This is a genomic window from Actinomadura sp. 7K507, assembly GCF_004348425.1.
GTDB lineage: Bacteria > Actinomycetota > Actinomycetes > Streptosporangiales > Streptosporangiaceae > Spirillospora.
This window is the reverse complement of the sequence record NZ_SMKK01000076.1, coordinates 12,208-38,036: the sequence shown is the minus strand read 5'-3', so window position 1 is coordinate 38,036 and position 25,829 is coordinate 12,208. Positions and strand designations below refer to the sequence as shown.

General features: G+C 70.6%; 24 protein-coding genes. 13 read left to right on the top strand and 11 right to left on the bottom strand.

Features of this window, described 5'->3' with window-relative positions; all coding sequences use genetic code 11:
- Nucleotides 1-123 precede the first annotated feature (123 nt).
- The 5 genes from E1285_RS18865 to E1285_RS18845 form a co-directional block, all read right to left on the bottom strand.
- The gene (locus E1285_RS18865) at nucleotides 124-1,143 is read right to left on the bottom strand and encodes a TniQ family protein (RefSeq protein WP_132153819.1); all 1,020 of its coding nucleotides are present in this window, start codon (nucleotides 1,141-1,143) and stop codon (nucleotides 124-126) included.
- The gene (locus tag E1285_RS18860) at nucleotides 1,140-2,168 is read right to left on the bottom strand and encodes an AAA family ATPase (protein ID WP_243722893.1); all 1,029 of its coding nucleotides are present in this window, start codon (nucleotides 2,166-2,168) and stop codon (nucleotides 1,140-1,142) included. Before E1285_RS18860 ends, E1285_RS18865 begins: the two co-directional genes overlap by 4 nt.
- Nucleotides 2,169-2,455: 287 nt before the next feature.
- Nucleotides 2,456-4,747, bottom strand: a complete 2,292-nt coding sequence (locus E1285_RS18855; protein WP_132153815.1) for a transposase — start codon at nucleotides 4,745-4,747, stop codon at nucleotides 2,456-2,458.
- Complete coding sequence (locus E1285_RS18850) at nucleotides 4,747-5,433, bottom strand: TnsA-like heteromeric transposase endonuclease subunit (RefSeq protein WP_243722892.1); 687 nt, start codon at nucleotides 5,431-5,433, stop codon at nucleotides 4,747-4,749. Before E1285_RS18850 ends, E1285_RS18855 begins: the two co-directional genes overlap by 1 nt.
- Before the next feature lie 303 nt (nucleotides 5,434-5,736).
- The gene (locus E1285_RS18845; protein ID WP_132153813.1) at nucleotides 5,737-6,129 is read right to left on the bottom strand and encodes an STAS domain-containing protein; all 393 of its coding nucleotides are present in this window, start codon (nucleotides 6,127-6,129) and stop codon (nucleotides 5,737-5,739) included.
- Between the two features lie 416 nt (nucleotides 6,130-6,545).
- Here E1285_RS18845 and E1285_RS18840 point away from each other — a divergent pair, with 416 nt between their 5' ends.
- The 8 genes from E1285_RS18840 (at nucleotide 6,546) to E1285_RS18805 (ending at nucleotide 14,962) form a co-directional block, all read left to right on the top strand.
- On the top strand, nucleotides 6,546-6,902 hold the full coding sequence (locus E1285_RS18840) for a metalloregulator ArsR/SmtB family transcription factor (protein ID WP_132153811.1): 357 nt from the start codon (nucleotides 6,546-6,548) through the stop codon (nucleotides 6,900-6,902).
- Between the two features lie 218 nt (nucleotides 6,903-7,120).
- The gene (gene nuoB / locus E1285_RS18835) at nucleotides 7,121-7,606 is read left to right on the top strand and encodes an NADH-quinone oxidoreductase subunit NuoB (protein ID WP_132153809.1); all 486 of its coding nucleotides are present in this window, start codon (nucleotides 7,121-7,123) and stop codon (nucleotides 7,604-7,606) included.
- Entirely contained in the window at nucleotides 7,603-9,681 is a 2,079-nt protein-coding gene (locus E1285_RS18830) for a proton-conducting transporter membrane subunit (RefSeq protein ID WP_132153807.1), read from the top strand. Before nuoB ends, E1285_RS18830 begins: the two co-directional genes overlap by 4 nt.
- Entirely contained in the window at nucleotides 9,678-10,634 is a 957-nt protein-coding gene (locus E1285_RS18825; protein ID WP_132153805.1) for an NADH-quinone oxidoreductase subunit H, read from the top strand. Before E1285_RS18830 ends, E1285_RS18825 begins: the two co-directional genes overlap by 4 nt.
- Complete coding sequence (locus tag E1285_RS18820) at nucleotides 10,631-11,290, top strand: hypothetical protein (protein ID WP_132153803.1); 660 nt, start codon at nucleotides 10,631-10,633, stop codon at nucleotides 11,288-11,290. Before E1285_RS18825 ends, E1285_RS18820 begins: the two co-directional genes overlap by 4 nt.
- On the top strand, nucleotides 11,290-12,768 hold the full coding sequence (locus E1285_RS18815) for a proton-conducting transporter membrane subunit (protein ID WP_132153801.1): 1,479 nt from the start codon (nucleotides 11,290-11,292) through the stop codon (nucleotides 12,766-12,768). Before E1285_RS18820 ends, E1285_RS18815 begins: the two co-directional genes overlap by 1 nt.
- Nucleotides 12,768-14,354 carry an NADH-quinone oxidoreductase subunit C gene (locus E1285_RS18810; protein WP_132153799.1) on the top strand — a complete coding sequence of 529 codons (1,587 nt, stop codon included), beginning with the start codon at nucleotides 12,768-12,770 and terminating at the stop codon, nucleotides 14,352-14,354. Before E1285_RS18815 ends, E1285_RS18810 begins: the two co-directional genes overlap by 1 nt.
- A 224-nt stretch (nucleotides 14,355-14,578) precedes the next feature.
- A complete protein-coding gene (locus E1285_RS18805) occupies nucleotides 14,579-14,962 on the top strand; it encodes an STAS domain-containing protein (protein ID WP_132153797.1) in 384 nt (127 codons plus the stop codon).
- 17 nt (nucleotides 14,963-14,979) lie between these two features.
- Here the strand turns inward: E1285_RS18805 and E1285_RS18800 are convergent, their stop codons facing one another.
- Entirely contained in the window at nucleotides 14,980-15,534 is a 555-nt protein-coding gene (locus E1285_RS18800; RefSeq protein ID WP_132153795.1) for a hypothetical protein, read from the bottom strand.
- Between the two features lie 147 nt (nucleotides 15,535-15,681).
- On the opposite strand from E1285_RS18800, the gene E1285_RS18795 reads away from it, so the two are divergent.
- The 4 genes from E1285_RS18795 to E1285_RS18780 all read left to right on the top strand — a co-directional run bounded on the left by E1285_RS18795 (nucleotide 15,682) and on the right by E1285_RS18780 (nucleotide 17,352).
- The gene (locus tag E1285_RS18795; RefSeq protein WP_132153793.1) at nucleotides 15,682-15,897 is read left to right on the top strand and encodes a hypothetical protein; all 216 of its coding nucleotides are present in this window, start codon (nucleotides 15,682-15,684) and stop codon (nucleotides 15,895-15,897) included.
- Nucleotides 15,898-16,233, top strand: a complete 336-nt coding sequence (locus tag E1285_RS18790; protein WP_132153791.1) for a metalloregulator ArsR/SmtB family transcription factor — start codon at nucleotides 15,898-15,900, stop codon at nucleotides 16,231-16,233.
- Between the two features lie 110 nt (nucleotides 16,234-16,343).
- Nucleotides 16,344-16,631, top strand: coding sequence for a hypothetical protein (locus E1285_RS18785; protein WP_132153789.1), 288 nt, complete (start codon nucleotides 16,344-16,346; stop codon nucleotides 16,629-16,631).
- A 262-nt stretch (nucleotides 16,632-16,893) separates the two neighbouring features.
- Nucleotides 16,894-17,352, top strand: coding sequence for a hypothetical protein (locus E1285_RS18780; protein ID WP_132153787.1), 459 nt, complete (start codon nucleotides 16,894-16,896; stop codon nucleotides 17,350-17,352).
- Between the two features lie 231 nt (nucleotides 17,353-17,583).
- Here E1285_RS18780 and E1285_RS18775 read toward each other — a convergent pair whose 3' ends face one another.
- The 5 genes from E1285_RS18775 to E1285_RS18760 form a co-directional block, all read right to left on the bottom strand.
- Nucleotides 17,584-17,943, bottom strand: coding sequence for an STAS domain-containing protein (locus E1285_RS18775; RefSeq protein WP_132153785.1), 360 nt, complete (start codon nucleotides 17,941-17,943; stop codon nucleotides 17,584-17,586).
- 658 nt (nucleotides 17,944-18,601) lie between these two features.
- Nucleotides 18,602-19,012, bottom strand: a complete 411-nt coding sequence (locus tag E1285_RS18770; RefSeq protein ID WP_132153783.1) for a hypothetical protein — start codon at nucleotides 19,010-19,012, stop codon at nucleotides 18,602-18,604.
- Between the two features lie 557 nt (nucleotides 19,013-19,569).
- Nucleotides 19,570-20,946, bottom strand: coding sequence for a lysine 2,3-aminomutase (locus E1285_RS18765; RefSeq protein WP_207946658.1), 1,377 nt, complete (start codon nucleotides 20,944-20,946; stop codon nucleotides 19,570-19,572).
- A gap of 235 nt (nucleotides 20,947-21,181) precedes the next feature.
- Complete coding sequence (locus E1285_RS45665) at nucleotides 21,182-21,355, bottom strand: hypothetical protein (protein WP_165966667.1); 174 nt, start codon at nucleotides 21,353-21,355, stop codon at nucleotides 21,182-21,184.
- A gap of 727 nt (nucleotides 21,356-22,082) precedes the next feature.
- The gene (locus E1285_RS18760) at nucleotides 22,083-23,240 is read right to left on the bottom strand and encodes a steroid 3-ketoacyl-CoA thiolase (protein ID WP_132153781.1); all 1,158 of its coding nucleotides are present in this window, start codon (nucleotides 23,238-23,240) and stop codon (nucleotides 22,083-22,085) included.
- 599 nt (nucleotides 23,241-23,839) lie between these two features.
- On the opposite strand from E1285_RS18760, the gene E1285_RS18755 reads away from it, so the two are divergent.
- Nucleotides 23,840-25,657 (top strand): phosphoenolpyruvate carboxykinase (GTP), encoded by a 1,818-nt coding sequence (locus E1285_RS18755; RefSeq protein ID WP_132153779.1) that lies wholly within the window; start codon nucleotides 23,840-23,842, stop codon nucleotides 25,655-25,657.
- Nucleotides 25,658-25,829 lie beyond the last annotated feature (172 nt).

The following is a 25,829-nucleotide window of genomic DNA, read 5'->3' as shown; positions in this document are numbered from 1 at the left end:
CGACTCTCGCCGACCGGGAACGATCACGATCAAGCGGGGAGATATCTGGCCGTCCACGGGGAACTTCCTGGCCATCAGTGAGGCGGTATCTGGCCGCCTACGGGGAGCTTGTCACGGCCGCTGTCACAGGGCGCTGCAGGCTGCTGGGGCTGCGGGCGGGCTGCTGAAGATCGTGGCCGAACGGGGCCGCTTGCCCTTGGCCTTGAGAGCGCGGATGAGGCTGTGCTGTCGCTGCAGGTGATCGTCGAGGTTGTCGATCAGCGGCGGCGGGCTGTCCAGGCGGCGCGCCTGTGGCCAGGTGTAACTGATCAGGAAACATGCCAGTCGCAGATCCAGGAAGTAGCGGGAGGCCCGCGTCTGGTCTCCGATGCTGGACACGGTTTCGGGTGCATCGGGCTGCAGAAGGGCGAGCAGCCGTTGCTGGAGGTCCAGCACGTGCTGGATGGTCGTGGTGTCCCTGGGCTCGTCGTCGGCGGTGTCGAGCCGGTGGCCGCACGGCTGCCGGAGCTTTCGTCGGTCGGGTTCAGTTCCTTTTGACGGGGCGCGGCATTGCGCCGGGTGGAGAAGTTCATTTGACTGCGGGATGAGCCCGGCGGCGCGCGGCCCGGCGTGAGCCGGTTGACCGCATTCTGGGCAGCGGGCGACAAGCAAGCGGTTGTGGATGGGACAAGCGGAAACCAACGGCAGCCGCCAGGTCTTTTTCCAGGTTCCGTTGTAGAGGTGCCGGGTGGAGCCGTCGTCACCGGCCAGGCAATGAGGGCAGTATCGCGTGTGCTGGGTGAACACCCAGCGCTGCAGCGCAGGGACCTGCTGGGTCTGCTGCAAGAAGATGCCGAGTTTGTGTTCGGAGATGGTCAGGTCGAGGGGCGGGTAGCGTTCGGCGAAGCTGGCCAGGCAGAGTCCGTCGGTCTCTTGTTGCGTGAGTCGGCAGGCGTGGGCGAAGCGGGCGGCCCGTTCAGGTTCGAGCTTCAGCAAGAACCGTGAGGGGATCCGGCCGCCCTGGTCGGCCAGCCCGGTGCGCGTGGCGATCAGCGCGGGTGGCTGCTCCAGGCGGTGTCCCAGCCGAAGCAGATAGCCCGTCAGTTCCTCGTCCGGGAGCGGGGCCAGGCTGCGGGGCAGCCGCCGGATGCTCATCTCGGTCATGGGCTGACGGCGTCCGGGGCTGCGCCGGGATCGTCGAACACGGTATTGCGCGGCCGGCGGGCAGGGCGCGCGTTCCCCGACTTTTGCGGCGAGCTGGCGGCGGCGCGGGGGACGACGGGGACTTCCCCTGCGGCCGGGTCACGATGGGGGAGGTTGTCCAGGCTGATCGCGACGCCATCGAGAACAGAGACGGTGAGACGTTCGGCTCCGGTGTCGATCGCTTCGCCGCACCCGTCCTCGATGAGGCGTTCCAGTAGCCCGACGATGCCGCCGGTGCGGCGGAACAGGTATTCGGGCATCTGTCCGGTGGACAGCATGCCGGGCTCTGAGCGCAGCAACCGCAGTTGGTCCTCGATTCCGGCGAGGTGATTGATCCACGCGTCGATCTCGGGGGCGGTGTCGTAGCGGAAGGGGCCAAGTTCGATCAGGTCGAACCGCCGTTCGGTCTGGGTGGCGGCAGCCTCGTTGACGTGCGCGCTTCGTCCCGTGGCATGGCCGAACACCCACTGGCCGATGCGGGGGTCGTAGCGGGCTTCGCGCAGTAGCCCGGACTGCGGGATTCCGACGCCGACCAGGATCAGCGTGACCGACATGCTCATCAGACTGCGGATCAGGTCCAGAACATCCTGGTCGGCCTCACGGTGCATCTTCAGCCGGGTGATGTCGTCCAAGATGAGCACCTTGGTGCCGTGGTCGTGCAGCGCGCTCTTCACGGTGCGGACCAGCTGCGGCAGGGTCATGCCCCGATACGATTCGCCGTAGAAGTCCAGCACCGCCGCGCAGGTGCTCTTGGGGGTCGAGGTCACCGGGGTCTGGACGTAGGCGACCGGAGCGTGCAGGTCCCGCGTGCCCGGCAGGGCCTCCGGGTTGAGCTGATGGTGCAGCTCCAGCCATTGGTCCTCGAACGTCGCCGCGGTCTCGCAGACCGTCTCGGTCTTGCCCTGGTAGCCACCGCCATTGATCATCAGCCCGGCCCGGGTGGTCGGCTTGTGCTTGAGGGCGTTGCTCCGGATCCGGGCGGTCATCAGCCGTGACGCCATCGCGCTCATCGGCGTTTCCTGGACGGCGAGATTGGCGTGGGTGGCCAGCCGGTGCAGCTCGTGCAGGTGCCTCTTGCGGGGGCTCATCGCCCGGAACTCAGCCAGGCTCAGCCGGGGCGCCGGGATGAAGGAGTGCCGCATCAGCCGCCACCGTGCCCAGCCTTCGACGCTCTCCCGGTCGATCACGGCGCCAGGCGGCAGAAACGACGTCACCGGCCCCGCAGATGCCGCGTTCTCCCCATCGTCATGAGCGCCTGAACGGTGGGGTGCCATCACCGGGCGTCCTCCGCCGGCTCGGTCTTCACCGGCTCGCCACCAGCGGGTTCTTCGGAATCGTCGTCGGGAAGAAGGAAGAGACTGTTGCGCCGGAGCGCTTCTCCGAGCCGAGGCGGCGGGGTGATCGTCCGGTCGCCCATGACTTGCTCGCGGCGTCGCCGTCGCTCCTCGTCAACGGCGTCGACGACCTGGCGCGCACGTTCCGGGCGCCGCAACGGCACCACCGTGTCCGTCCCGGCCTGGGCCGCCACTTGCGGCTCACCAAGGGTGGCCGCGTGGGGCCGGTCTGCTCCGGCCGCGCGTCCCTGCAGGTCCTCCCGGGCATGTTCGATGCGTTTGGCCTTGGGCATCTGAGTCGGCCAGGCGTCGACCGGAGTACGGCCACCGAGCAGATCCAACAGCAGCGGCAGCAGCTCAGCATCCGACCTGGGCGCCAGCCCGCTGTGCTTGACCACGCGCAGCAACTCGGCGACTCGGGCATCACCGAACGCCGGGACCTCCCCTTCGGGCGCCAGGCCGGTCCATCGAAGTGTGCGCCACTGGTGAGTGAGGGGATCTTGGAAGTAGGTGAAGCGACGGTCTCTGGGGTCCCGGCGGATCACCCATTTGCCCTTGTGCGCACCGCCCCGGTTCGAGGGGCCGTCCCGGTAGTCGTCCAGGGCATCTCCGTCGTACCAAAGTCCGCGGATCTTCACCCCGCGGCGCCCATGGATCTTCACGTGATGGCTGGGCAGCAACTGGTAGTACAGCTCTGGGGAAGGGATCTGCATCGCGAAGCCGCCCTGGCTCATCGCCGCAGCGAACAACGAGTTGGGGCTATGCCGGCCGCCGGGGTCCCAGGCGGGGGCATGCCCGCCGAGCGCGCGGTTCTGCCAGATCGACACGATCCAGGTCGCGATCAGGTGCTCCAGTTCGGTCACCGTCAAGACCGCGTCGTCCTGCGGGTCGGCGCCCCGGTCGGCGACGTCCACTCCGCGGTAACCCGGGAGCAGTTCCAGCAGCAGCGACTGGATCGCCGCGAAGGCCCGTTCAACCGCGTGCTTGTCGGTTGGCCGCAGCACCCGCGCGGGCAGGATGTTGGCTCCGATCACCCGCTGCACCTCGACCAGGTGATGGTTCTTATAGACCGCTCCGTGATCGGTCGTGACGGTTTCGGGAGCGAAGAACGGCAGCCCCGCGACACGATGCCCGGCGAACTCGGCCACCACCGCGGCCGGCAGCCCCGGATAAGGCCACTCCAGATCCTCGCTCCAGTCCTCACGCATCGGCAACGGCATCATCACATCGCGCAGCAGCATCGCCACGTCCACCGCCGTGTCCGACACCAGCGTGAGCCGGAACGCCACCAGCGAATGGGTGTAGACGTCCAGCGCCAACATCAGCCTCACCGCCGACGGCTCGCCGAAGACGTTCTCGCGCGCCAGCACCGCCAGTTCGGTGGTGTCCAATGCCACCACCTGCCCCGGTCGATGCACCACCACCGGTTCGGCAGCCGAGCTCAACGCCGCGGCACTGCGGGCGTAGCGCTGCCGAGACCCACCAGAGCCGAACCACTCCCGCCAGACCGTGCGCAGCGTCGTGTAGGAGGGAACTGCGACTTCAGCACCGAACCGTTCCCGGACGTACTGATGGATCAGTCTTTCCCGGGACTTCATGCTGACTCGTGACCGATGCAGCGTCTCGGCACGGACGGCGACGATGGCTTCCCGGATCGGCTCGGTGATGCTCGGGCGCTCGCCACCGCGGCGTATCCACTGGCCTTTGATACATCCGGCCGGGCCCCAGCGGCGGCAGGCAGCGGCCCACCGCTTCAGCGAGCGGACGCTGACCTGCTCCAGCCCTAGCATCCGCGCCTGCTCGGCGGGCATCGCCTTGATCTCTGCGACCTTGGCCTCCCGCCGGGCCGTCACGGTGGTCACAGCGGGGTCGTAACCGGGTCTGGGTTCCCCGGGGCGCGCGGTACGCGGGTCGCCGCTACGGTAGCCGGTCTCGGCCTCCATCACGTGGGCATACCGCATCGCCACCAGCTCCCGCTGATGAGCCGTGAGGTCCTCCAGCCCGACCGGCTGCCGCCCCCGATCCCGGGACGGCACATCACCGGTGGTCGGCGACCGACAATGCCGGTGATGCTGGATCAGTTCCCCGATCGTGACCGACCGGCGTCGGCCATCGGTCCCGACCAACCAGACGCGTCCCAGTTGCGGCTCGCACAACTCCACCGACCCTTCGGTCCCGTCGAGCACCAACCGGGTCCCTGAGGACAGCTCACCAACCTCGAATGCACTCATCACCGGTCCCTGCCATAGGGGGCCCACACCAGCGTCCGATCGGTCAGCGGCCCGCTCAGATCAATCCCCAGCCGGCGATGCCAGATCAGGTGCAGCAGATGCGCGCGGGCCACCGCCGGATACGCCGCAGCCCCCACTAGTTCGGCGAATGGCAGCGATCGCCGTGACACCGCCTCCAGGAGTCCGGGTTGCACCCGCAGCGGATCGGTCAGCGCACGACGCCGGGCAGACAGCGCCTCCACCGTGCTCAGCGCCTCCCGGCCCCACCCGGTCACCACCTCGTACCGCCACCCGCACGCCAGCGCCGCTTCCGCGGTGGCCGCGAACGTGACCCGATCGTCGTCACCGATCCGCTCACCCGGCCGTACGTCGATCAGCCAGGTGCCGTGCGGCGTCACTACGAGGAAGTCGGGGACATGCGTCCGCCAGCCTTGCAGCGTCTCAAACCGCAGCCGCAGCGGCTGAGACAACACATCCGACACCGCGCCGGCGAAGTCCAGCATCAGCAGCAGCCGCTGCTCGGCGATGCTCTCAAACCCGTGGTGTCGCCCGGTGCCGACCAAGAACTCCAGCCCCGGACGGTGCCGCTGAGTGGTCCGCCACGAGAACAGCCGCACCGGCGCGCAACAGGCCACCGGGACCGAGCCCAGATCACGCGCCGGTGTGACCAACTCGCCGCCGTCCACCCGCCACGTCGCGGTCCACCTGCCCGCCCACCCCGCCATCAGCCGCACAGCGTGCCGATCCCGGTCGGCGATGACATACCGAGCCGACAACAGAGCCGTCCAATGGCACCTGTCCGACGGCACCAAGCCGACCGGACCAACCCCGCCTGCGGAGACCACCCACTACAAATACAACAATGAGTGATCGCTCGGGTCGATTCCGTCAACGCGCCTGATCGGCCTCCCAGTCGCATGCCCGAGAGCCGGACGGCCCCACCACCTGCGCTCCCCCATTTGCGACAAAGAAAGCACCGGCCTCTAACGTTAAGCGGGCTCCTGGCTGGAGTCATCGGTGAGCGTTGCGACCGCGTTCTCGACGCTGTCGAAGTAGGGGAAGAAACGGGCGACTCCGTAGAGGCGCAACCTTGCCATCGGCCGGTGACGCAGTCCGGCCAGTACCACGGTGGTGCCCTGGTCTTCGGCCCGGTTCCGGGCCTGGCACAACAGGTGTGCCCCTTCGGGGCGGATTTCGGGCATGTTGCTGAGGTCAAGCACCAGCGTGCGGTGGCCGGCTTCGTGTTGTGCGGCGTTGATCTCTGCTCGAACTGTCTTGATCGTTTCCTGGCAGGCGGGACAGTGTTCGGGGTCCAGGACCCGGCCGACCATGACGATGGTGATCCCGTGCTGGGCGTGTGTTGTGTGAATCGGCGTTCGCATGTGCCTCCTGCCTGCAGCCTCGACGTTCGGGTTCGGCGCGGTCTGCTCTGGCGGCGGTGTCCTCCGGTCCCGCGCGATTCTTCCGATATTCTCGGTTGATGTGATCGCGGTGCGTGGTTCTTGGTGGATGTGGCCTTTGGCGGCTCTCGCTCGGGGGCTGCCGAGTCCACCGGGTGGAACGTCGCGATCCTCGGCTGCTGGGTCTTGGAACGCATTCCAGGTTACTTGCTAATATTAGCAATTGCCGATGTAGTCACCTGGACGGGCGTCCGGCGCCTCCGCCGCCCTGCGGCTCTGCCTGGACGAGGCATGGCGGGGCAACCGCTGGGGCTGGCGAGGTGGAGCGCGTGGGCCGCCGTCGCAAGGTGTTCGGTGATGGCTGTCGGCTCAGGAGCGATGAAGGAGGATCGGGCATCGTGAGCGCGCCGTTGTACCAGTTGAAGGCGGAGTTCTTCAAGACGCTGGGGCATCCGGCCCGGATCCGGGTGCTGGAGCTGCTGAGCGAGCGTGACCATGCGGTGGCCGAGATGCTTCCCGAGGTGGGGATCGAGCCGGCGCACCTGTCTCAGCAGCTGGCGGTGCTGCGCCGCGCGGGGCTGGTGGTGGCCCGCAAGGAGGGGGCGACGGTGATCTACTCGCTGACCAGTCCGCGTGTGGCGGACCTGCTGGCGGTCGCTCGGACGATCTTGACCGGGGTGCTGTCGGGGCAGGCGGAGCTGCTGGACGATCTACGGGCCGCGGGCGTCGCCGCCGAGGGCCGCAAGCACCCCTAGAACGCCGCACTCCCGAACGCCCCTCTCTGGAACGCCGAGCGGCGGCCGTCTCGTCTGGGACTCCATCCCCCTCGCGGGGCGGCCGCGCCCCCGCAAGGTTCGCGGTTCGCGGACCCACCCGCTTCAGCGTTTTGGGCAGTTGCTAACGTTGGCAATTGCGCAGGACAGTAGCCTTCCTGCGGGTTGATGCCGTTTGGGATCTCGCAGTGAGGAGCGTGGTGAAAGGTCTGCTGCGCAAGATTCGTCAGGTCGGCCGGGTCGCCGAGCCGCCGCCTGACCGCCGTGAGGGTGCGCCGCCGGCGTGCGCTCGCGGGTTCGGGGGGTCGGTGCAGGTCCGGCATGTGGATGCGGGGTCGTGCAACGGGTGCGAGGTGGAGATCGCATCGGCGTTCGGGCCGGTGTATGACGCCGAGCGCTACGGGGTGCGGCAGGTGGCCTCGCCGCGGCATGCCGATGCGCTGCTGGTGACCGGCCCGGTGACCCGGAACATGCAGGTGGCGCTGCGGCGGACCTATGAGGCCATCCCCGAGCCGAAGGTCGTGGTGGCGGTGGGGGACTGCGCCCGCAATTGCGGGGTGTTCGCCGAGGCCTACGGTGTGGCCGGGGCGGTGGGTGACGTGGTGCCGGTGGATGTTGAGGTGCCGGGGTGCCCGCCGGAGCCGGAGGCGATCGTGGCCGCGCTGCGGGGGCTCACCGGCCGATGAGCCTGACGGGTGCCGCGCTGTCGGCGGGACTGGGGCTGAGTCTGCTCGCCGCGGCGGCAGGGACGATGCTGCCGCGGCGAGCCCGCCGCATCGCGGCGGGACTGGGGACCGCCGCCGCCGGGGCGGCGGCGGTGGTCGCCGGGGTGGCGGCGATGGCCGGCCACGCCTGGGAGGTGTGGCTGCCGGACCTGCTGCCGCTGGCCGGGGTCGGGCTGGCGGTCGATCCACTGAGCGGGGTTTTCCTGGCGGTCACGGGTGCGGTGGCGGTGTGCGCCGCGGTGTACGGGGTGGGTTATGCCCGTCCCGGGCCTGACGGGCCTGATGGGCTCGGCGAGGCTGGTACCGATGGTTGCGGTTCTGACGCGCCCGGCCTGGAGGGCCGGGCGCCTCAGGCGATGGTGCCGTTGTTCGTGGCGGCGATGCTGCTGGTGCCGGCGGCGGCCAGCGTGAGCACGTTCCTGGTGGCGTGGGAGTTGATGGCGCTGACCTCGCTGCTGCTGGTGGTGGCCGAGCATCGGCGGCGGGTCGCGGTGGCCGAGGCCGGGTTGTGGTACGCGGTGATGACGCATCTGGGGCTGGTGGTCATCCTGGCTGGGCTGGCCGGGTTCGCCGCGGCGGCGCACGGTGAGTCGTTCGAGCGGCTGCGTGCGGCCTCCGACGGGCTGTCGCCGGCGGTGCGCGGTGCGGTGTTCGTGGCGACGTTCGCCGGGTTCGCGTCCAAGGCGGGCATCGTGCCGTTGCACGTGTGGCTGCCGCGTGCTCATCCCGAGGCGCCCAGCCATGTGTCGGCGCTGATGAGCGCGGCGATGGTGAATCTGGGCGTGTACGGGATCGTGCGGGTGGGGTTCGACCTGCTGGGTGGTGGACCGGTGTGGTGGTGGCTGCTGGTGCTGGGTGCGGGCGCGGTGTCGGCGCTGTACGGGATCTTGCAGGCCGTGGTGGCGACCGATGTGAAGCGTCTGCTGGCGTATTCGACCTGCGAGAACATGGGCTTGGTGCTGATGGGTGTGGGGGCGTGCGGGCTTTTCGCCGCCTGGGGCGAGGGGGTGCTGGCGGCGCTGGCGATGACCGCCGCGTTGCTGCATGTGGTCAATCACGCGGGGTTCAAGTCGCTGCTGTTCTTGTCGGCGGGGTCGGTGCTGCACGCCACCGGAAGCCGGGATCTGGACGAGTTGGGCGGGTTGCGGTCGTCGATGCCGGCCACGACCGCGTTGTTCGGTATCGGGGCTCTGATGGCGTCGGCGCTGCCGCTGGGCAACGGGTTCGTCAGCGAGTGGCTGCTGCTGCAGAGCCTGATCCACGCGCTGCCGTCGGGCGGGACGGTCGCGGCGGTGGCGATGCCGCTGGCGGTGGCGGTGGTGGCGCTGTCGGCGGGCTTGGCGATCGCCGCGTTCGTCAAGGCGTTCGGGGTGGGGTTCCTGGCTCGGCCACGAACCCGCGCCGCCGAGCAGGCCCATGAGAGCCCTGCGACGATGCTGATCGGGATGGCGGCCGCCGCGGTGTGCTGCGTCGGCCTCGCGCTGGCCCCCGGATGGGCGGCGGAGGGGCTGTCACGCGCGGTCGCCGTGGCGGCGCCCGGCCCGCAGGCCGTGACCGGCCCGGCAACGCTGCATCTGGCCGGACTGCCGAGCACCATGTCCCCGATCGTGATCGCCGCCGCCGTGCTGGCCGCGGTGGTCGGGCTGATCGCCGTGCTGCGCGCGGTCGCGTCCGGGCGGGCACGGCGGCGGGCGCGGCTGTGGGACTGCGGTGCCGGGCCGATGTCGGCACGGATGGAGTACACCGCGACTTCGTTCGCCGAGCCGTTGCAGCGGGTGTTCGACGATGTGCTGGCGCCGGAGACCGACCTGGACGTCACGCCGGTGGCCGAGTCGGCGTACCTGGTGGACAGCGTGACCTATCGGGCCCGGGTGGGTGATCGGATCGAGCATCGGCTGTACCGGCCGGTGCTGGCCGCGGTGGCCTGGACCGGGCGGGCGGCGCGGCCGCTGGCCAACGGCAGCGTGCACCGCTACGTCGGGTACGGGTTCTACGCCTTCACCGGCGTGCTGATCGCACTGGCGGTGTGGCGATGAGCACCACAGTCGCAGGGACCGTGGCGGCCGGCACCCAGGTGATCCTGGTAGGGGCCGGGGCGCCGCTGCTGGTAGGGGTGATGCGGCAGACCAGGGCCCGGCTGGAGGGACGCGCCGGGGCCGGTGTACTGCAGCCTTGGCGGGACCTGCGCAAGCTCGTCCGCAAGGAGCCGATCACCCCGGACGGCACCGGCCCGATCTTCCGGATCGCGCCGCTGCTGCTGGCGGGCACCGCGCTGGTGATCGCCGCCGTGATCCCGATCGCCACCACGGCCTCGCCGCTGGACGGCGCCGCGGACCTGTTCGCGGTGACCGCGCTGCTGGCGCTGGGCACGGTCGCGCTCGCGCTGGCCGGGCTGGACACCGGCACCGCGTTCGGCGGCATGGGCGCCAGCCGCGAGATGACGGTGATGGCGCTGGTGGAGCCCACCATCCTGGTGTCGGTCTTCGCGCTGTCGGTCCGGGTGGGGTCCACCAACCTGGGCGCCATCGTCACCTCGGCCCTGAACGAGCCGCAGCACGTGGTCTCACCGGTGAGCGTGCTGGCCGCGGTCGCGCTGGTGGTGGTGACCATCGCCGAGACCGGGCGGATCCCGGTCGACAACCCCTCCACGCACCTGGAACTGACGATGATCCACGAGGCGATGGTGCTGGAGTACACCGGCCCGGACCTGGCGCTGGTGGAGTGGGCGTCGGCGATGCGGCTGACGCTGCTGCTCGGCCTGGTGGCCAACCTGTTCGCGCCCTGGGGCATCGCCGGCGCCTCGCTGGCGATGCTGCCGCTGGCGGTGGCGGCGTACGCGGCCAAGGTGGTCGTGCTGGGCGGCGCGCTGGCCGCCGGCGAGGTGTTCATGGCCAAGCTGCGCATGTTCCGCGTCCCTGAACTGCTGGCCGGCTCGTTCGTGCTGGCGCTGCTGGCCGTCGCCGCCTCCTTCTTCCTGGCGGCCCCGTGAACCACACCCTGTACGTGCAGTTGCTGGACCTGGCCTGCGGCGCGTTCCTGCTGGCCGGGGTGCTGGTGCTGTGGCGCCGCGACCTGGCCGCGATCGTGCGGCTGTTCGCCCTCCAGGGCGCGGCGCTGGCCTTCCTGGTCGCCGTGCTGGGCGTCCACGAAGGAGAAGCGGAGGTGATCGCGCTGGCGGCCGGCCTCGGGCTGCTGCGGGCGGTGGCGCTGCCCTGGCTGCTGCGGCGCGCCATGGCCGCGGGGGGCGGCGGCCGGGAGACCGACCCGCGGGTGAACGTGGCCGCCTCACTGGTGATCGCCGCCCTGCTGGCCCTGCTGGCCTACGCCGTGTCCCGCCCGGTGGTGGCCCTGGACCCCGTCCCGGCGGTGCAGGCGGTACCGGTCGCGCTGACCGTGGTGCTGATCGGGTTCTTCGTCCTGGTCACCCGGCGGCGCGCCCTGTCGCAGGTCGTGGGGTTCCTGCTGATCGACAACGGCATCACCGCGGTGGCGTTCCTGACCACCTCCGGGGTGCCGCTCATCGTCGAACTCGGCGTCTCCCTGGACGTGCTGCTGGCGGTGCTGGTGCTGCAGGTGCTGACCGCCCGGATGCGGGCGGCGTTCGGCGACACCGATCTGGACGACCTGCGGGAGTTGCGGGACTGATGGACCTGCTGTTGATCGCACCGATCGCCGCGCCGGTGTTGGCGGCCGGCGGCTACGCCGCCCTGGGGTGGCGGCGCGCCACCGCCTGGCTGGGCGCCGCAGCCGCAGCCGCGCTGCTGGGCTCGGCGGTCGCGCTGGCCGCCCTGGCCGTGGACCGGCCGCGGACCGGTCTGGGCGGGCTGCTGCGGGCCGACGCGCTCAGCGCGTTCATGCTGATCGTGATCGGCGCGGTGGCGCTGCTGGCCATGCTCGCCAGCCCCGGCTACCTGGCGGCCGAACAGGCCGCCGGGCACACCACCGCCCGCGACATGCGCCGCTACGGACTCCTCACCCAGGGTTTCGTCGCCGCGATGGCGGCGGCGGTGCTGGCCGCCAGCCTGGGCATGTTGTGGGTGGCGATCGAGGCCACCACCATCGTCACCGCGTTCCTGGTCGGCCACCGCCGCACCCGCAACGCCACCGAGGCCGCCTGGAAGTATGTGGTGATCTGCTCGACCGGCATCGCGGTGGCGTTCCTGGGCATCGTGCTGCTGCACTTCGCCGCCCGGCACGCCCACGTCCCCTCCTCCGGATCGCTGGACTGGACGCAGCTCACCGCCTACGCCGGGCACCTGGACCCGGGCGTGACACGCATCGCCGCCACGCTGCTGATCCTCGGTTTCGGCGCCAAGGCGGGCCTGGCGCCGCTGCACGCCTGGCTGCCCGACGCGCACAGCCAGGCCCCCGCGCCGGTGTCGGCGCTCATGTCCGGCGTGCTGCTGTCGGTGGCCTTCTACGCCGTGCTGCGGGTCAAGGCGATCACAGACATCGCGCTCGGCACCGGGCTCGCCCAGGCACTGCTGCTGACCATCGCGCTGTCCACACTCGCGATCTCCGCCGCGCTGCTGCTCGCCCAACGCGACTACAAGCGGATGCTCGCCTATTCCAGCATGGAGCACATGGGCCTGCTCGCGCTCGGCACCGCGATCGGATCACGCCTGGCGATCACCGCCGTGCTGCTGCACATCCTCGGGCACGGCCTGGCCAAATCGGTCGCCTTCCTGGCCTCCGGGCACATCCACCAAGCCGTCGGCGACAGCCGGATCGACGCCGTGCGCGGCCTGACCGCCCGCGCCCCGCTGGTGGCCGCCGGGTTCGGCGCGGCCGTGCTGGCGCTGCTCGGCTTCCCCCCGTTCGGCCTGTTCGCCAGCGAGATCGGCATCTTCCGCGCCGGATTCGCCGAAGGGCTCGGCTGGGCCATCGGCGCCGCCCTGCTGCTGCTCCTGATCATCACCGCCGCACTCGCCGCCCGAACGGCCGGGATGCTGCTCGGGGCGCCGCAGACCGGCCCCGGCGCCGCCACCTTCCCGGTCCGCCCGCCCCGCGCGGGCGCGGCAGCCCTCATCCTGGGCCTGGCGGGATGCGCCGCGATCGGAGTCACCCTCGGGCCTTTGCACACTCTGCTGGACCATGCGGCCGCAGTCCTGGGAACACGCTGATGAGCTCACCTGACCACTCGCACGACCGGCCCGCCGACCGGTCTGACCAACAGCCGGCCGTTCTGCCCGCCGGCCGGCCCGAACGCACCGGAACCGAGGTCAACGCCGGTGTGCTGCCGGGACGGGCCGCGGCGCTGCTGGGGGAGGGGTTCCGCCTGGCCCTGGCCGCGGCGCACCACGATGCCGAGGCCCTGCGCGTGGTGTACCTGTTCACCCAGGCCGGAACCGATCGCCGCACCGAACTGCACGTCCCCCTCGACCCCGACGATCCGGCGCTGCCCAGCCTGGCCCGCATCAGCTTTCCCGCCGGCCGGTTCGAACGCGAGATGCACGACCTGTACGGCATCGTCCCGCAGGACCATCCGCTGCCGCGCCGGCTGGTCCGCCACCACCACTGGCCCCGCGGCTGGTACCCGATGCGCAACGACGCCGGACCGCCCCCGCAGTTCGGCGACCCCGAAGGGCCCTACCCGTTCGTCCAGGTCCAAGGACCCGGCGTCTACGAGATCGCGGTCGGGCCCGTGCACGCCGGGCTCATCGAACCCGGCCACTTCCGGTTCTCCGTCGTCGGAGAAACCATCCTCAAACTCAAGGCCCGCCTGTGGTTCGTGCACAGGGGCATCGAAAAGCTCTTCCAAGGCCGCCACCCGGCCGACGCGCTCCCCCTCGCCGAGCGCGTCAGCGGCGACACCACCGTCGGCCACACCCTGGCCTTCTGCCTGGCCGTCGAGGAGGCCACCGGACTGCAGGTCGCCCCCGGCGCGCAAGGCGCCCGGGCGATCCTGCTGGAACTCGAACGCCTCTACAACCACGTCACCGACTTGGGCGCGCTGTGCAACGACGCCGGCCACTCGATCCTCAACGCCCAGTTCGGCCGCGTCCGCGAGCAACTGCTGCGCCTCAACGCCCACGTCACCGGGCACCGGCTGCTGCGCGGCGGGGTCCGGCTCGGCGGCGCCGCCCTGCGCGCGATCCCCGACCCGCAGATGCTGCGATCCATCGGCACCGACATCGCCGAACTCGCCGAACTGGCGCTCGGCCACACCGTGGTCGCCGACCGCTTCACCGGAACCGCCCCGCTGAGCGCGCAGGCCGCCCGCGACCTGGGCGCCCTGGGGTATGTCGCCCGCGCCAGCGGCCTGGACACCGACGCCCGCCGCGACCACCCCTTCACCGACCTGCGCCCCGCACTGACCATCCCGACCGCCGACACAGGCGACGTGCTGGCCCGCTTCCAGATCCGCACCCGCGAGATCACCGCATCGATCGCGATCATCACCGACCTGGTCTACGCAATGAACCCGGGCTCGGCCACCTACTGGTCGCCGCTCGTCCCACCAGCCACCCAGCCGGCGGCCCCGCCTGTCGGGCCGGCCTCCGGCGTCGGCATCGTCGAAGGATGGCGTGGCACCATCGTCCACCGCGTCGAACTCGCTCCCGACGGCACCCTCACCCGCACCAAGGTCGTCGACCCCTCGTTCTTCAACTGGCCGGCGGTCCCGGTCGCGTTGAAGGGCGCGATCGTCCCCGACTTCCCCCTGGTCAACAAGAGCTTCAACCTCTCCTACGCCGGCAACGACCTGTAACGCCGCGCCGGGAGGCCGGTAATATTCCGGGCACGGCGGAGCATCCAGCGACGAACCGGAGTTTAGGGATTACGCAAATAGGAATGTAGGCAAGCAGCAACGCCCGCCCAGGTCAGATTCCGTGCGGCGCGGAGGAGAGGGATGCTGCCGGTTGCGCGGTTGATCGCGGCCGTTCGGTCCGTGGCCGACGGTGGTGTGCCGCCGCAGGGGGCGGGAGGCCCGCGATGAACGCTCCGCAGTTGTCGCATCGCCATCTGGCGGCCGGAGCCACGGTGTTCACCGTGTCGGGAGCAGTCGATGCCGAGCAGGCCCAGGAGCTGGCCGTCTACATCCGGCGGGTTCGGCGCCGCCGCAAGGACCACCTGGTCTTCGACCTGTGCCAAGCGCGTTTCGAGGGGCAGGCCGGCCTCCAGGTGCTGATGGAGACGGCCGACCTCGCCCACGGGCACGGCGGCGAGGTCCTGCTGGCGGCACCCCCCAGGCACCTCACCACCCTGATGGCCGCGAGCAAGCTCCACGCCCTCGTCCCGGTGTACGCCACCGTCGATGACGCCGTCCAGGCCGCGTTGTCCGGCACCCGGCGATCACCGTCCGCGCGCCCGCAATAGCGCCCGCCAGGCCACCCTCAGCGCCGGCCCGACCAGTGGGGCTCGACCCCGGCCCACAGGGAGGCCCAGCGCGCCGACCGGTGCTGATCGAGTCGCCGCCGCCCCGCCTGGCGGACCTCCCACAGCGCGAACGCGATCCCCGCCAGGGTGACCACGCAGCACGCCCCGGTCTGATTCAGCGTCCGCGCACGTGACCGCGGCGGGCCCACCACCCGCCCATTCTGATCGATCCACACCCGCACCGGGGCGCCCGGGCGGCCGGGCCCGGTCACCGCCACCCGCACGGCCCGCTGCGAACCGTCCGGACCGGTCCAGCGTGCGGTCGCCACCAGCCTGCCGCCGTGCCGCCGCGGGTCCTCGACGATCGCTGTCAGATGCTGCCGCTCGGCCGCCTGGGCCTTCTCAGCGTGTGCCCCGGCCCGAAAGACAGCGGTCCCGGCCGCGGCCGCGGCCGCCGCACCGACCACGACGAAGACCACCACCAGCACCACCATGAGGGCCGCCTCAGCGCTGTCCACCGGACGCCGCAGCGGATGAGCGACCAGCCCGCTGCGCCGGAGCACTCCGGCCATCCGCCGCACCACACCATCACCGACTTGAATAGTCCTTCAATTAAGAATGTACGCTAGAGGGCATTCTAGAGCTGGGGTGTGCCGGCTCCCCACCCCAGCGGGCCACACCGCCGCTATGCGAGCCACCACAGGCAAGGAGAGGCAACCGTGGGTGACCTGGCCAGCAACCTGCGCCGACGTGTTCAGCGGTCCCGTGAACTGCTGCGCGCCGCGCGAGAGGCCGACAACGACTACGAGATCGACATCTACTCGGCCGAACTGGAGGACCTGCTGCGCAAGGCCACGGTGCACGGAGTCCGCCTCGATCCCGACCGGGACGACGGGACCTCCGGGGAGCCTCCGCACCCTTCCGGGCAGGACTGAATGCCCGCTCGCGTGGACGACGCCAACGCCGAGTTGTTCAAGACCCTGGCGCATCCGGTCCGCATCCGGGTCCTGGAACTGCTTCTGGACGGGCCCCGCCAGGTCGGTGACCTCCGCCGCGACGTCGAGGTGGAGGCCTCCAACCTGTCCCACCAGCTCGCCGTCCTGCGACGCTCAGGCCTGGTGACCGCTACCCGCGAGGACGGCAGCGTGACCTATGAGCTGAGCGCCCCCGACATCACCGACCTCCTGCACGCCTCCCGGCGGGTCCTCACCGCGCTGCTGAACGGCCGCAGCGGCCTGCTCGCCGAACTGCAGGGCACCCAGACCAGCTGAGCCGTGCCGTCGGCCGGGTCGGCCGACGGATCTGCCGAACGGCCCGACAGTTGCCACCCCCGAGCCGGTCGGCGAGACGATCCAAGAGTAGGGAGTACTGAGGGGGCGCCATGACACGGCACTACCTGGCCGGAGACCTGTCGCTGCTACTGGGCCGACTGCAGGAGCTCACCCCCGATCCCGCACGTGCACAGCAGGTGGCCCGACTACGCCAAGAGACCGAAACCAACGCCCCCGAGGAACTGGGCTCCGTAGCCCACCGCGCACTGACCCTGACCGAGGACATGTGCTGGGACTCCCTGACACAAGGCGACATCAGCGCATTCGAACGACGCGCCGAACTGTCGGGCGACCTGTATGAGTTCGGTGTCTGCGGAGAACTCCTGGACGGAGACTGACCTGCGCATGGACGTGGCCGCGACCGCACCGAGGTCGGCCCGGCCGCTCGCCGAAGACCCAAGCGCGAGGCAGCGGGACTCGGCTCGCGGCCCCGGCTGGGCGTACGAGCTGGGACCTACGGGCCGTAGGCATACGGCGGGTACAGCGCCGAATCGTGCGGCGGGCCGCACGTTCTTGAGAAGAAGCGGTTGACCGCCAGGAGCCGGGCGCGACCGGCGGCGGAGGCTGTCCGGGGCGGTTGATCAGGTTTATTGTGAACGCATGGGTGATCTTCCTGTCCCGTCACCGGAGATGGTGCATGCCGCGCGGGCGCATCTGACCCGCCGGTTCGGCAAGGGAGTAGAGGCCCTGTTGTGGGAGACGCACGGGTATCCGCTGCCGGACGTGGACGCGATCGCCAAGACGATCGCCGCGATCCGCGCCGGGCTCCCTGATGATCCACCCGGGTCCACTGATCTGGGTGCGGCGCTGGTGGTGTTGCAGGCGGCGCGGCTGGATATGGACCGGCTGGAAACCGAGCTGATCGACGCGGTGCGCGAGGCGGGACTGGACTGGGCGGCGATCGCGGCGGTACTGGAGCTGCCCGACGCGGCGGCGGCCGAGGAGCGCCATGCCCGATTGCGGTCCCGGCTGGACGCGCCGGTCGCCCAGGTCCGGGCCCCCAGGCTCTCCGGCACCGGCCCGGCCGAAGGCGAACGCCGAAGCGAAAGGCGACCATAGGCGACCTCGTCCCCACCCGCGTCCGTCCCAGGGCCCTCACGGCCGCCCCTGCGCTGCGACGACCGGGGAAACCTGCGGCGTCGACGCGCAGGAACACAAGCAGCGCCAACTCGGGCCACGATCGCCGGCCGGGTCAAAGCCGGTACGTCACCTTCAGGCCGAACGGCGTCCTCCCCGCTGCTACACGCCATCGCCGCGTCGACCCCTGTCCTGGTGATCTGAAACCCCCGCTCAGACGGGAAGCATCGTCAAGACGAGTATGTGACGATCAACCCCGGTCCGGGTCAACAGCTCCGCCATCCGCGGCCGCGGACGCAGCAGCACCAGCTCCCCGCCGGCGGCACTGGCGTGCTTCCACAAGCGGATGAACGCATTGATCCCCGAGGAGTCGCTGAAGGTCACCCCCGACAGGTCCAGCGCGATCTGCGGCGGCACCTCCTGCGCGATCAGCGGGCCGACCCGTTCCAGCAACGTCGACACGGTGGCCCAATCCAGCTCTCCGTGCAGCTGAGCCGTCAGCCACGGCCCAGACTGCTCGACATCCACACCCAGATTCGGGCCGCTCGACGACGCATCCGGCATCACGGCCATCCCGTCCTCCCCCAACAGCTGATCCTGCCCTTCATCCTGGCGACCCGCACCCCCTGCTAGGAAGCTCCTAAACCGAGCTGGACAGTTTGGTGATGGTCTGCTCCGCGCCTGCAGGCACCGGATCCCCGTTCCTGGTGATCTGCAGGACCTGACCGTGTCGTAGTAACGAAAATTGCGGTGGGGGCGCACCGCCAGGATCACGCCGTATTCGAGCGTGCACCGTGGGCTCGGCGGGCAAGATGGCGACGATGTCACCGCTGGCGACGAGCGGCCGTCCGGTCATGAGCGGGACTCTCTCGCCTGCCGGGGTGCAACCGGACGGCGGTTCCGAGCGGTACCGCGACCCCGGAGTCCGCCCGCCCCGGCCCGGTGCTGTAGCCGGCCGCGCTCGGTGGAAGCGGCTGTGGACCGGGCGGGGCGGGCGTCGTCGAGGACAGGGCGGCATGGAATGGCGCAATCTCCCTCCGGGGCGCGATACCGAGACTGGTGCGACAAGGCCTCGGTGAAGTGCTCCGGCGGTGCTGCCGCACCGCGCGCACCTCGGTGAGCCTCCCGTGCCGCCGCCCCGGCTGCGGGCGGGGCACCCGCGCCGTCCCGCTTGCACAACCCGAGCAGTGCCGGCGTGGACCGCCGCGACCAGAGCCCCGGGAACACTCGATCAGCGGTCATGGCCGGGATCCGTGACCACGATGGCAGCAGGGGTGTTGAGCGCGGTGACCGCCACCAGCGCCGCGGTGAGGTCATCGTTCACCGTGATCATGTTCATTCCCTGGAAGTCTTCGGTCCACGGTATGGCCAGGTCCTCCAGTCCCCGCGATCTGCAGACCGATACCGGGCGCCCTAGGGAACCGATGCGGTGGGCGGCGTCCCATAGCGCGGCCCGGCCGCTGTCGCCCAGGCCGAGCAGGTGGGTGAGATCGATGACGAGGGGGCCACGGCTGCGCACCAATGCCCATCCGACCGCTCCGGCGAACTGGTCGAGGGACTCCTCGCCCAGATAGCCGCGCAGGTGCAAGATGCCGATGGCGCCCTCACCGGCGAAGTACTGGTCCTCAAAATGCCACTGCATCCTCATCCTTGCCATCACCTCCTCGACGTGAGCCCCGAAAGGGCGCGCTTCCTGGCGCCATCGCCTGCCGCGGGACGAACGTCCGGCACATGCCGACCGGGGTGATCGGCACGGTGCAGGACGGGATCCCCGTCCCCCAGCGGGCTCGACTTTTCGCGCGTGCCCCTGCCACTTGCTAACATTAGCAATTGCCAATGTAGTTAGTGGTGGTGCGGGTCGGTCCGGGGTGGTGTGGGTGGTGCCGCACCGGCCCGGGTTCGCTGCTCGCGCCGCAGCCGATCGGCGGCCATCCCCGCCTCCTGCCCATGCCTTGGCCCGGACAGGCTGGGCCGCCGGTCGGCCCGCGGCCGCCCTGATCCATGCGGGGTGGACCCGCTGGCCGCATTGGCCGAACCCGATCGCCCGCAGTCACGCGACTGCGGGCGATCGGCCGCCCAGGCCGGGTGACATGACCCGGTGTCGCCCCGGCCCGGCGTCCCCGGAGCGGTGGTCTGCGTCCTGCACGCCCGCCGGCCGGGGCAGCGGTGAGCGGTGCTGAGGCCCTTGATCTTGCTGGGTCATGGCCGCCACGGCGATGGCGGGTGCCGATCCTGGACGAAGGCGCGGTGAGGAAAGGGCATTCCCGGGACCGCGGCCAGGTCGGTCAACCACCTGGCGTCAGGGTCGTAACGGGCGAAGAACGGCTGAGCGAGCAGGTCTGGGTCGGCGGCGTGAGCGAAGCGCAAGGTGAACACCTTCTCGCCCCGGATCTCGGTGACCCCGTCGACGCAGACCATCGCGGTTGCGGTGGTCATCGCGGGACCGCGAACGGTGCGGGCCAGCCCCGACACGCGGGCGTAGCTGCCCTGGAACAGGTCACACGCGTGCCCCAGGGGAACACTGAACCGCTCGGTGTGGCCGGCCTGACGCTCGACCGACATCAGGTAGGGGATCATGCCCAGGCGCAGTTGCCGGCGCCACATCGTCGTCCAGTCCTGCGCCGAGTCATTGACCGAAGCCAGCAGCGGCGCCCTGGTGCGCAGCACCGCCCCGCTGTCTGCGATCCGGCGGACGGCGTGGCGAACCGGCTCGGGCTCCAACTCCCGCGGATGACAGAACCGGGCCATGACGGCGAGATTCTTGCCCACGGCGGCCACGGTTTCGAACAACCGCAGGGTGTCGTCGGCGTCCGCGTCCGGCTGGGTGATCCATCGGTAGGGCCACCTGGCCAGTGCCGCGGTTTCGAGTTGGATGGTCTCGATCTGCTCAAGCGCCAGCAGCGGCCGCAGCCATTGGCCGAGCACCGGAGCGCCCGCCGCCATCGGCTCCCCGCCGCTGAGCACGACGCTGGTGACGCGCGGGTGCTCCAGCACGTAGGCGGTGAGCTCACGCAACCCTGGGCCGGTGGCGGCCCACCGCGGCCGCCCGTCGGGCTGCGGCGGGACCGCCTGATCGGTGCCGTAGGTGCCGGTGCCGGTCGCGTACTGGTGATCGGGCAGCGACAGGACGACCTCGTCGGCCACCGGTGCGCGGTCCGGCACCGGTGCCGGAACCTGCTCCCGGCCGGCTTCGGCGTGCATGGCGCGCCCGGCAGGTTCTGGCGCCAGTGCCCGCCGGGCTGCGGCGGCGACCTTCTCCACCTGCTCAGCGGGCGCCTGGCGGGCCAGGAGATCACACAGTTGTGATACCCGTTCGGCCGGGAGCATGTCCGGCTGGGGGAACGTGAGCCGATAGATGGGATCCTCGGCCCCCTTCTCCCACTCGATCAACTGCTCCACCACATAGCTGGTGACCGCGAACGGCACGACCGCCGCCACCGCACGGGCCGCGAGCCGCTGATCAGCCGACAACCCGGCGCGAGCAGCCAACTCCTCCAGATCATCGGCCGTGTAGAGGCGGAACTGGCGGCTGCCACCGCGGGGCGGGACCGGGCTGCGGCCCAGGTTGTCGGCCATGTCACTCCTCGTCCTTTCCGACAGATCATCACTCGCCGGACACCGCGGCAGCCCACCGGCTCCCGTGGCGGGTCGAGGCCGGCGGGCGAGTACTCGCCAGGCACACCGCCGTCCTGGTATCACCGGGCCTCGGGGCGCCGCTAGGAGTTCCCGGACAAGACCCGCGAGAGCGCCGACGCCAAGCCGGGCGAAACCGCCCGCCCCACCGCACGCACCCAGCTCACACCCACCCAGCTCACACCCACCACAGCGCCGCCAACGCGATGACATGGGTGACCACCACCACGCCGATCCCAAAGAAGAACAAGAACCTCGCAGGCGCATGCGGGAAGTACTTGCCGGGTTTCATCGGGCCGAGTTCGCGCTGACGCGCCGCGATCCGTTCCTCGATGGGCGGGCGGTTGAACATGATGAGCTGCCTCCCAGAGTCGCTCCTGGCGACATCCGACGGTGATGTTCGGGGCACAGGAGCCGGAGTGGTGGACCCGGCACGGGACGACCAGAGCCGCAAGGCGGGGACCGGGCGAGCTTCGCCCGCACGGTCGAGGCAGGACCACACGGGTCCTTGCCGACGTCGAACATGGGCTGAGATCTCGACCCGAGCACTGCAGACATCCTGATGACCGGACCCGGACTGCACCGGGGTGAACACCCTCCCCGGGCGCCAGGAGGGGGGCCTGGGCACGTCGGGGAGGGCATCGCCTCTGCGGTCGGCGACCTGATGTGAAGGAGATGCGAGCGGGCACCGGCGCCCGCCGATGACGGAGCCGCGCAGGCGCGATGTCCACCAGGAAACCCACCTCCAGTCGCTAGCCGCATCAGCAATTGCTAATATTAGCAAGTTGCCAGTCTCTGTGCCTGGGAGGGTGAACATGCCTCGAATGCCCCACCGGCCTCACGGCCCTGCCGGTGCAGCGCCCCTGCTGTGCTTGGGGTGCCGCACCTTGGGCCCGGCTTCCGGCCTGCGCGAACGGGCCGCCTGCCCGGTATGCGGCGGCACGCGCTTCCTGCGGCACGCGCGAACCGGCTCGGCCTTCACCGTGATCGACCTGGCCGCACACCGGTCGGCCAGCCCGGGCCCGGGACGGGCCCGGGGATGAGGCTGACCACGACCGGCGGCAGGACATGGGCCCGGTTCAGAGGCGTTCGAGGATGGTGGCCGTCGACAGCGCACCGCCGCAGCACATCGTGACCAGCGCCCTCTGGGCGTCCCGGCGTTCCAACTCGTGCAGCGCCGTGGTGATCAACCGCGCGCCCGTCGCGCCGACCGGGTGGCCGATCGCGATCGCACCCCCGTTGGGGTTGACGGTGTCCATGTCAGGCTCATGCACCGACGCCCACGACAGCACCACGGCGGCGAACGCCTCGTTGATCTCGGTGATGTCGATGTCGTTCATCGTCAGCCCGGACCGCTGCAGGACGCGCTCGGTCGCCTGCACCGGGCCGTCGAGGTGGTAGTACGGCTCGCCGCCGACGAGGGCCTGGGTCCTGATCCGGGCGCGGGGGCGCAGGCCGAGGGCCTTGGCCTTCTCCTCCGACATCAGCAGCACCGCGGCGGCGCCGTCGGAGATCTGCGACGAGGTGCCCGCGGTGTGCAGCGCGTCCGGCATGACCGGCCGGAGGTTCGCCAGCCCGTCGGCGGTCGTCTCGCGCAGGCCCTGGTCGCGGGTGACCTCGCGGGTCTCCCCGGTCGGGTCGCCCTCGGCGTCCAGGACGGGCGCGGCGACGGGCGCGACCTCGCGGTCGAAGCGGCCGTCCGCCCACGCCTTGGCGGCGAGCTGCTGCGAGCGGGCGCCGAACGCGTCCAGGTCGGGGCGGGTGATCCCGCGCCGGGCGGCGATCCGCTCGGCGGCCTCGAACTGGTTCGGCATGTCCAGCGACCAGTCGTCCGGGCGCGGGTTGGCGGGCATCACGTTGGTGCCGAGCGGGGCGCGGCTCATCACCTCGACGCCGCAGCCGATCGCGACGTCCACCACGCCCGCCGCGATCTGCGACGCGGCGAGGTGGATGCCCTGCTGGGAGGAGCCGCACTGCGCGTCGAGCGTGGTGACGCCGGTCTGCCACGGCAGCCCCGCGTACAGCCAGGAGTAGCGGCCGATGTGCCCGCCCTGCTCGCCCGCCTGCGTGACGCAGCCGGCGAAGACCTGCTCCACCTCGGCGGCGTCGATGCCGGACCGCTCGACCAGCGCGTTCAGCGCGTGCGCGAGGACGGCCATCGGCTTCATGCCCGCGAGCCATCCGTTGCGCTTTCCGAGCGGCGTGCGCACCGCCTCCACGATCACCGGATTCACCATGACGCTCCCATCGCCGACCCGACATGTGCAACAAGTTCTATGTACATGTGCTCGACCATAAATGAAAACCAGAACCTGTTCTAAAGGGGGGTGCTCGCCGCCATGGGACAGTTGAGTGCTACGCGAAACAGACCGCAACATTCGCCGGCGAACAGCGAGGCCGGTCGCGGGACGCCACATCGAATCCGCGCCTTCCTCCGCCAGCAGCCACCATCGCCCCCGCGCCAGGCGAAGTACTTGGCCGCGTGAGGCGATCGCTTCCGCCCATCGCGGGCGCCGGAGATGACGCCGCTCAACGATGAGGCTCCGGGCGACTGCGGGTTCGGATCCGGTAGCGGCCATGCCCGTCGCCCAGGGCAGGGAGCGGGGTGGCCGCGACCGGGCCGCGACCGGGCCGCGCCGGATCGGCTCCTCGCCGCTGCATCGTGCGCGCCGCGCAGCCAGGGCAACCGCACCGCCTCAACAAGGTAGCCGCATCGGCAATTGCTAAGATTAGCAAGTCCTTGGGTCTTAGCGTGCGTGAGGAGTGAGCCGCCAGCCGATCAGGTCGACCGCTTCGCCTGCGCTGAGCCCGCGGCCAGCCACGCCCGAGGAGAGCCATGTCTCATTTGATCCCTTCCCGCGACCACGCCCCCACCAGCAACTTCGAGCTCGTCAAGTGGGTCCGCGAGATCGCCGAGCTGACCCAGCCCGACCGGGTCGAGTGGTGCGACGGCTCGGACTCCGAATGGGAGCGGCTGACGGGCCTCCTGGTCGACCAGGGCACGCTGACGCGGCTCGACCCGGCCAAACGGCCGAACAGCTTCCACGCCGCCTCCGACCCCACCGACGTCGCCCGCGTGGAGGACCGCACGTTCATCTGCTCCGAGCAGGAGTCCGGCGCCGGCCCCACCAACAACTGGGTCGCCCCCGCCGAGATGCGCCGCACCCTCGCCGACCTGTTCGCCGGCTGCATGCGCGGCCGCGTCCTGTACGTCGTCCCCTTCTCCATGGGACCGATCGGCAGCGCGATCGCCCAGCTCGGTGTCCAGCTCACCGACTCGGGCTACGTCGCCGCCTCCATGCGCATCATGACCCGCATGGGCAACGCCGCCCTACGCGAAATCGAACGACAGCGCACCTTCGTCAAGGCCGTCCACTCCGTCGGCGCCCCGCTGGAGCCCGGCCAGAAGGACGTGAAGTGGCCGTGCAACTCCACCAAGTACATCACCCACTTCCCCGAGACCCGGGAGATCTGGTCCTACGGGTCCGGGTACGGCGGCAACGCGCTGCTGGGCAAGAAGTGCTACGCGCTGCGGATCGCGTCCACGATGGCGCGCGACGAGGGCTGGATGGCCGAGCACATGCTCATCCTGAAGCTGACGCCGCCCGCCGGTGAGACCCGCTACGTCGCGGCGGCGTTCCCGTCGGCGTGCGGCAAGACCAACCTCGCGATGCTGGAGCCGACCGTCCCGGGCTGGAAGGTCGAGACGATCGGCGACGACATCGCCTGGATGCGGTTCGGCGACGACGGCCGCCTCTACGCGATCAACCCGGAGGCCGGGTTCTTCGGCGTTGCGCCCGGCACCGGCGCGAGCACCAACGCCAACGCCGTGAAGACGCTGTGGGGCAACAGCATCTTCACCAACGTCGCGCTGACCGACGACGGCGACGTGTGGTGGGAGGGCCTCACCGACGAGCCGCCAGCGCACCTCACCGATTGGAAGGGCAACGCCTGGACGCCGGACTCGCAGACCCCGGCCGCGCACCCGAACGCCCGCTTCACCACCCCGGCCGGGCAGTGCCCGATCATCGCCGACGAGTGGGAGGACCCCAAGGGCGTCCCGATCTCGGCGATCCTGTTCGGCGGCCGGCGCGCGTCCGCCGTCCCGCTGGTCACCGAGTCGTTCGACTGGCAGCAGGGCGTGTTCCTCGGCGCCAACGTCGCGTCCGAGAAGACCGCCGCCGCCGAGGGCGCCGTCGGCGAGCTGCGCCGCGACCCGTTCGCCATGCTGCCGTTCTGCGGCTACAACATGGGCGACTACTTCGCCCACTGGCTCGACATCGGCAAGGCCACCGACCCCGAGAAGCTCCCGCGCATCTACTACGTCAACTGGTTCCGCAAGAACGCCGACGGCAAGTTCATCTGGCCCGGCTTCGGCGAGAACAGCCGCGCCCTGAAGTGGATCGTCGAGCGGCTCAACGGCAAGGCCGACGCCGCCAAGTCCCCGATCGGCCACCTGCCGACCCGAGAGGCGCTCGACACCGACGGCCTCACCATCGACGCCGCCGACCTGGAGACGCTGCTGTCGGTCGACACCGAGGTGTGGAAGCAGGAGGCCGCCCTCGTACCGGAGTTCTTCGACAAGTTCGGCGACCACATGCCGCAGCCGCTGTGGGACGAATACCACAGCCTGCTGCGCCGCCTCGACCACTGAGCCTTGGCCAAGCATCGTCCAACGAGGGCCGCTGTTTCCCCGATGCGGGCGCACCTATGTCGTTCCGTGCCCTGGCGGCTGAGAACGGTCCAGGTCACCGGTCACCGGAAGCAGCCCCAGCGTGGCAAGCAATGCAGCAAGTCCACTCAGCGGCTAAGGGTTGGCCGCCACG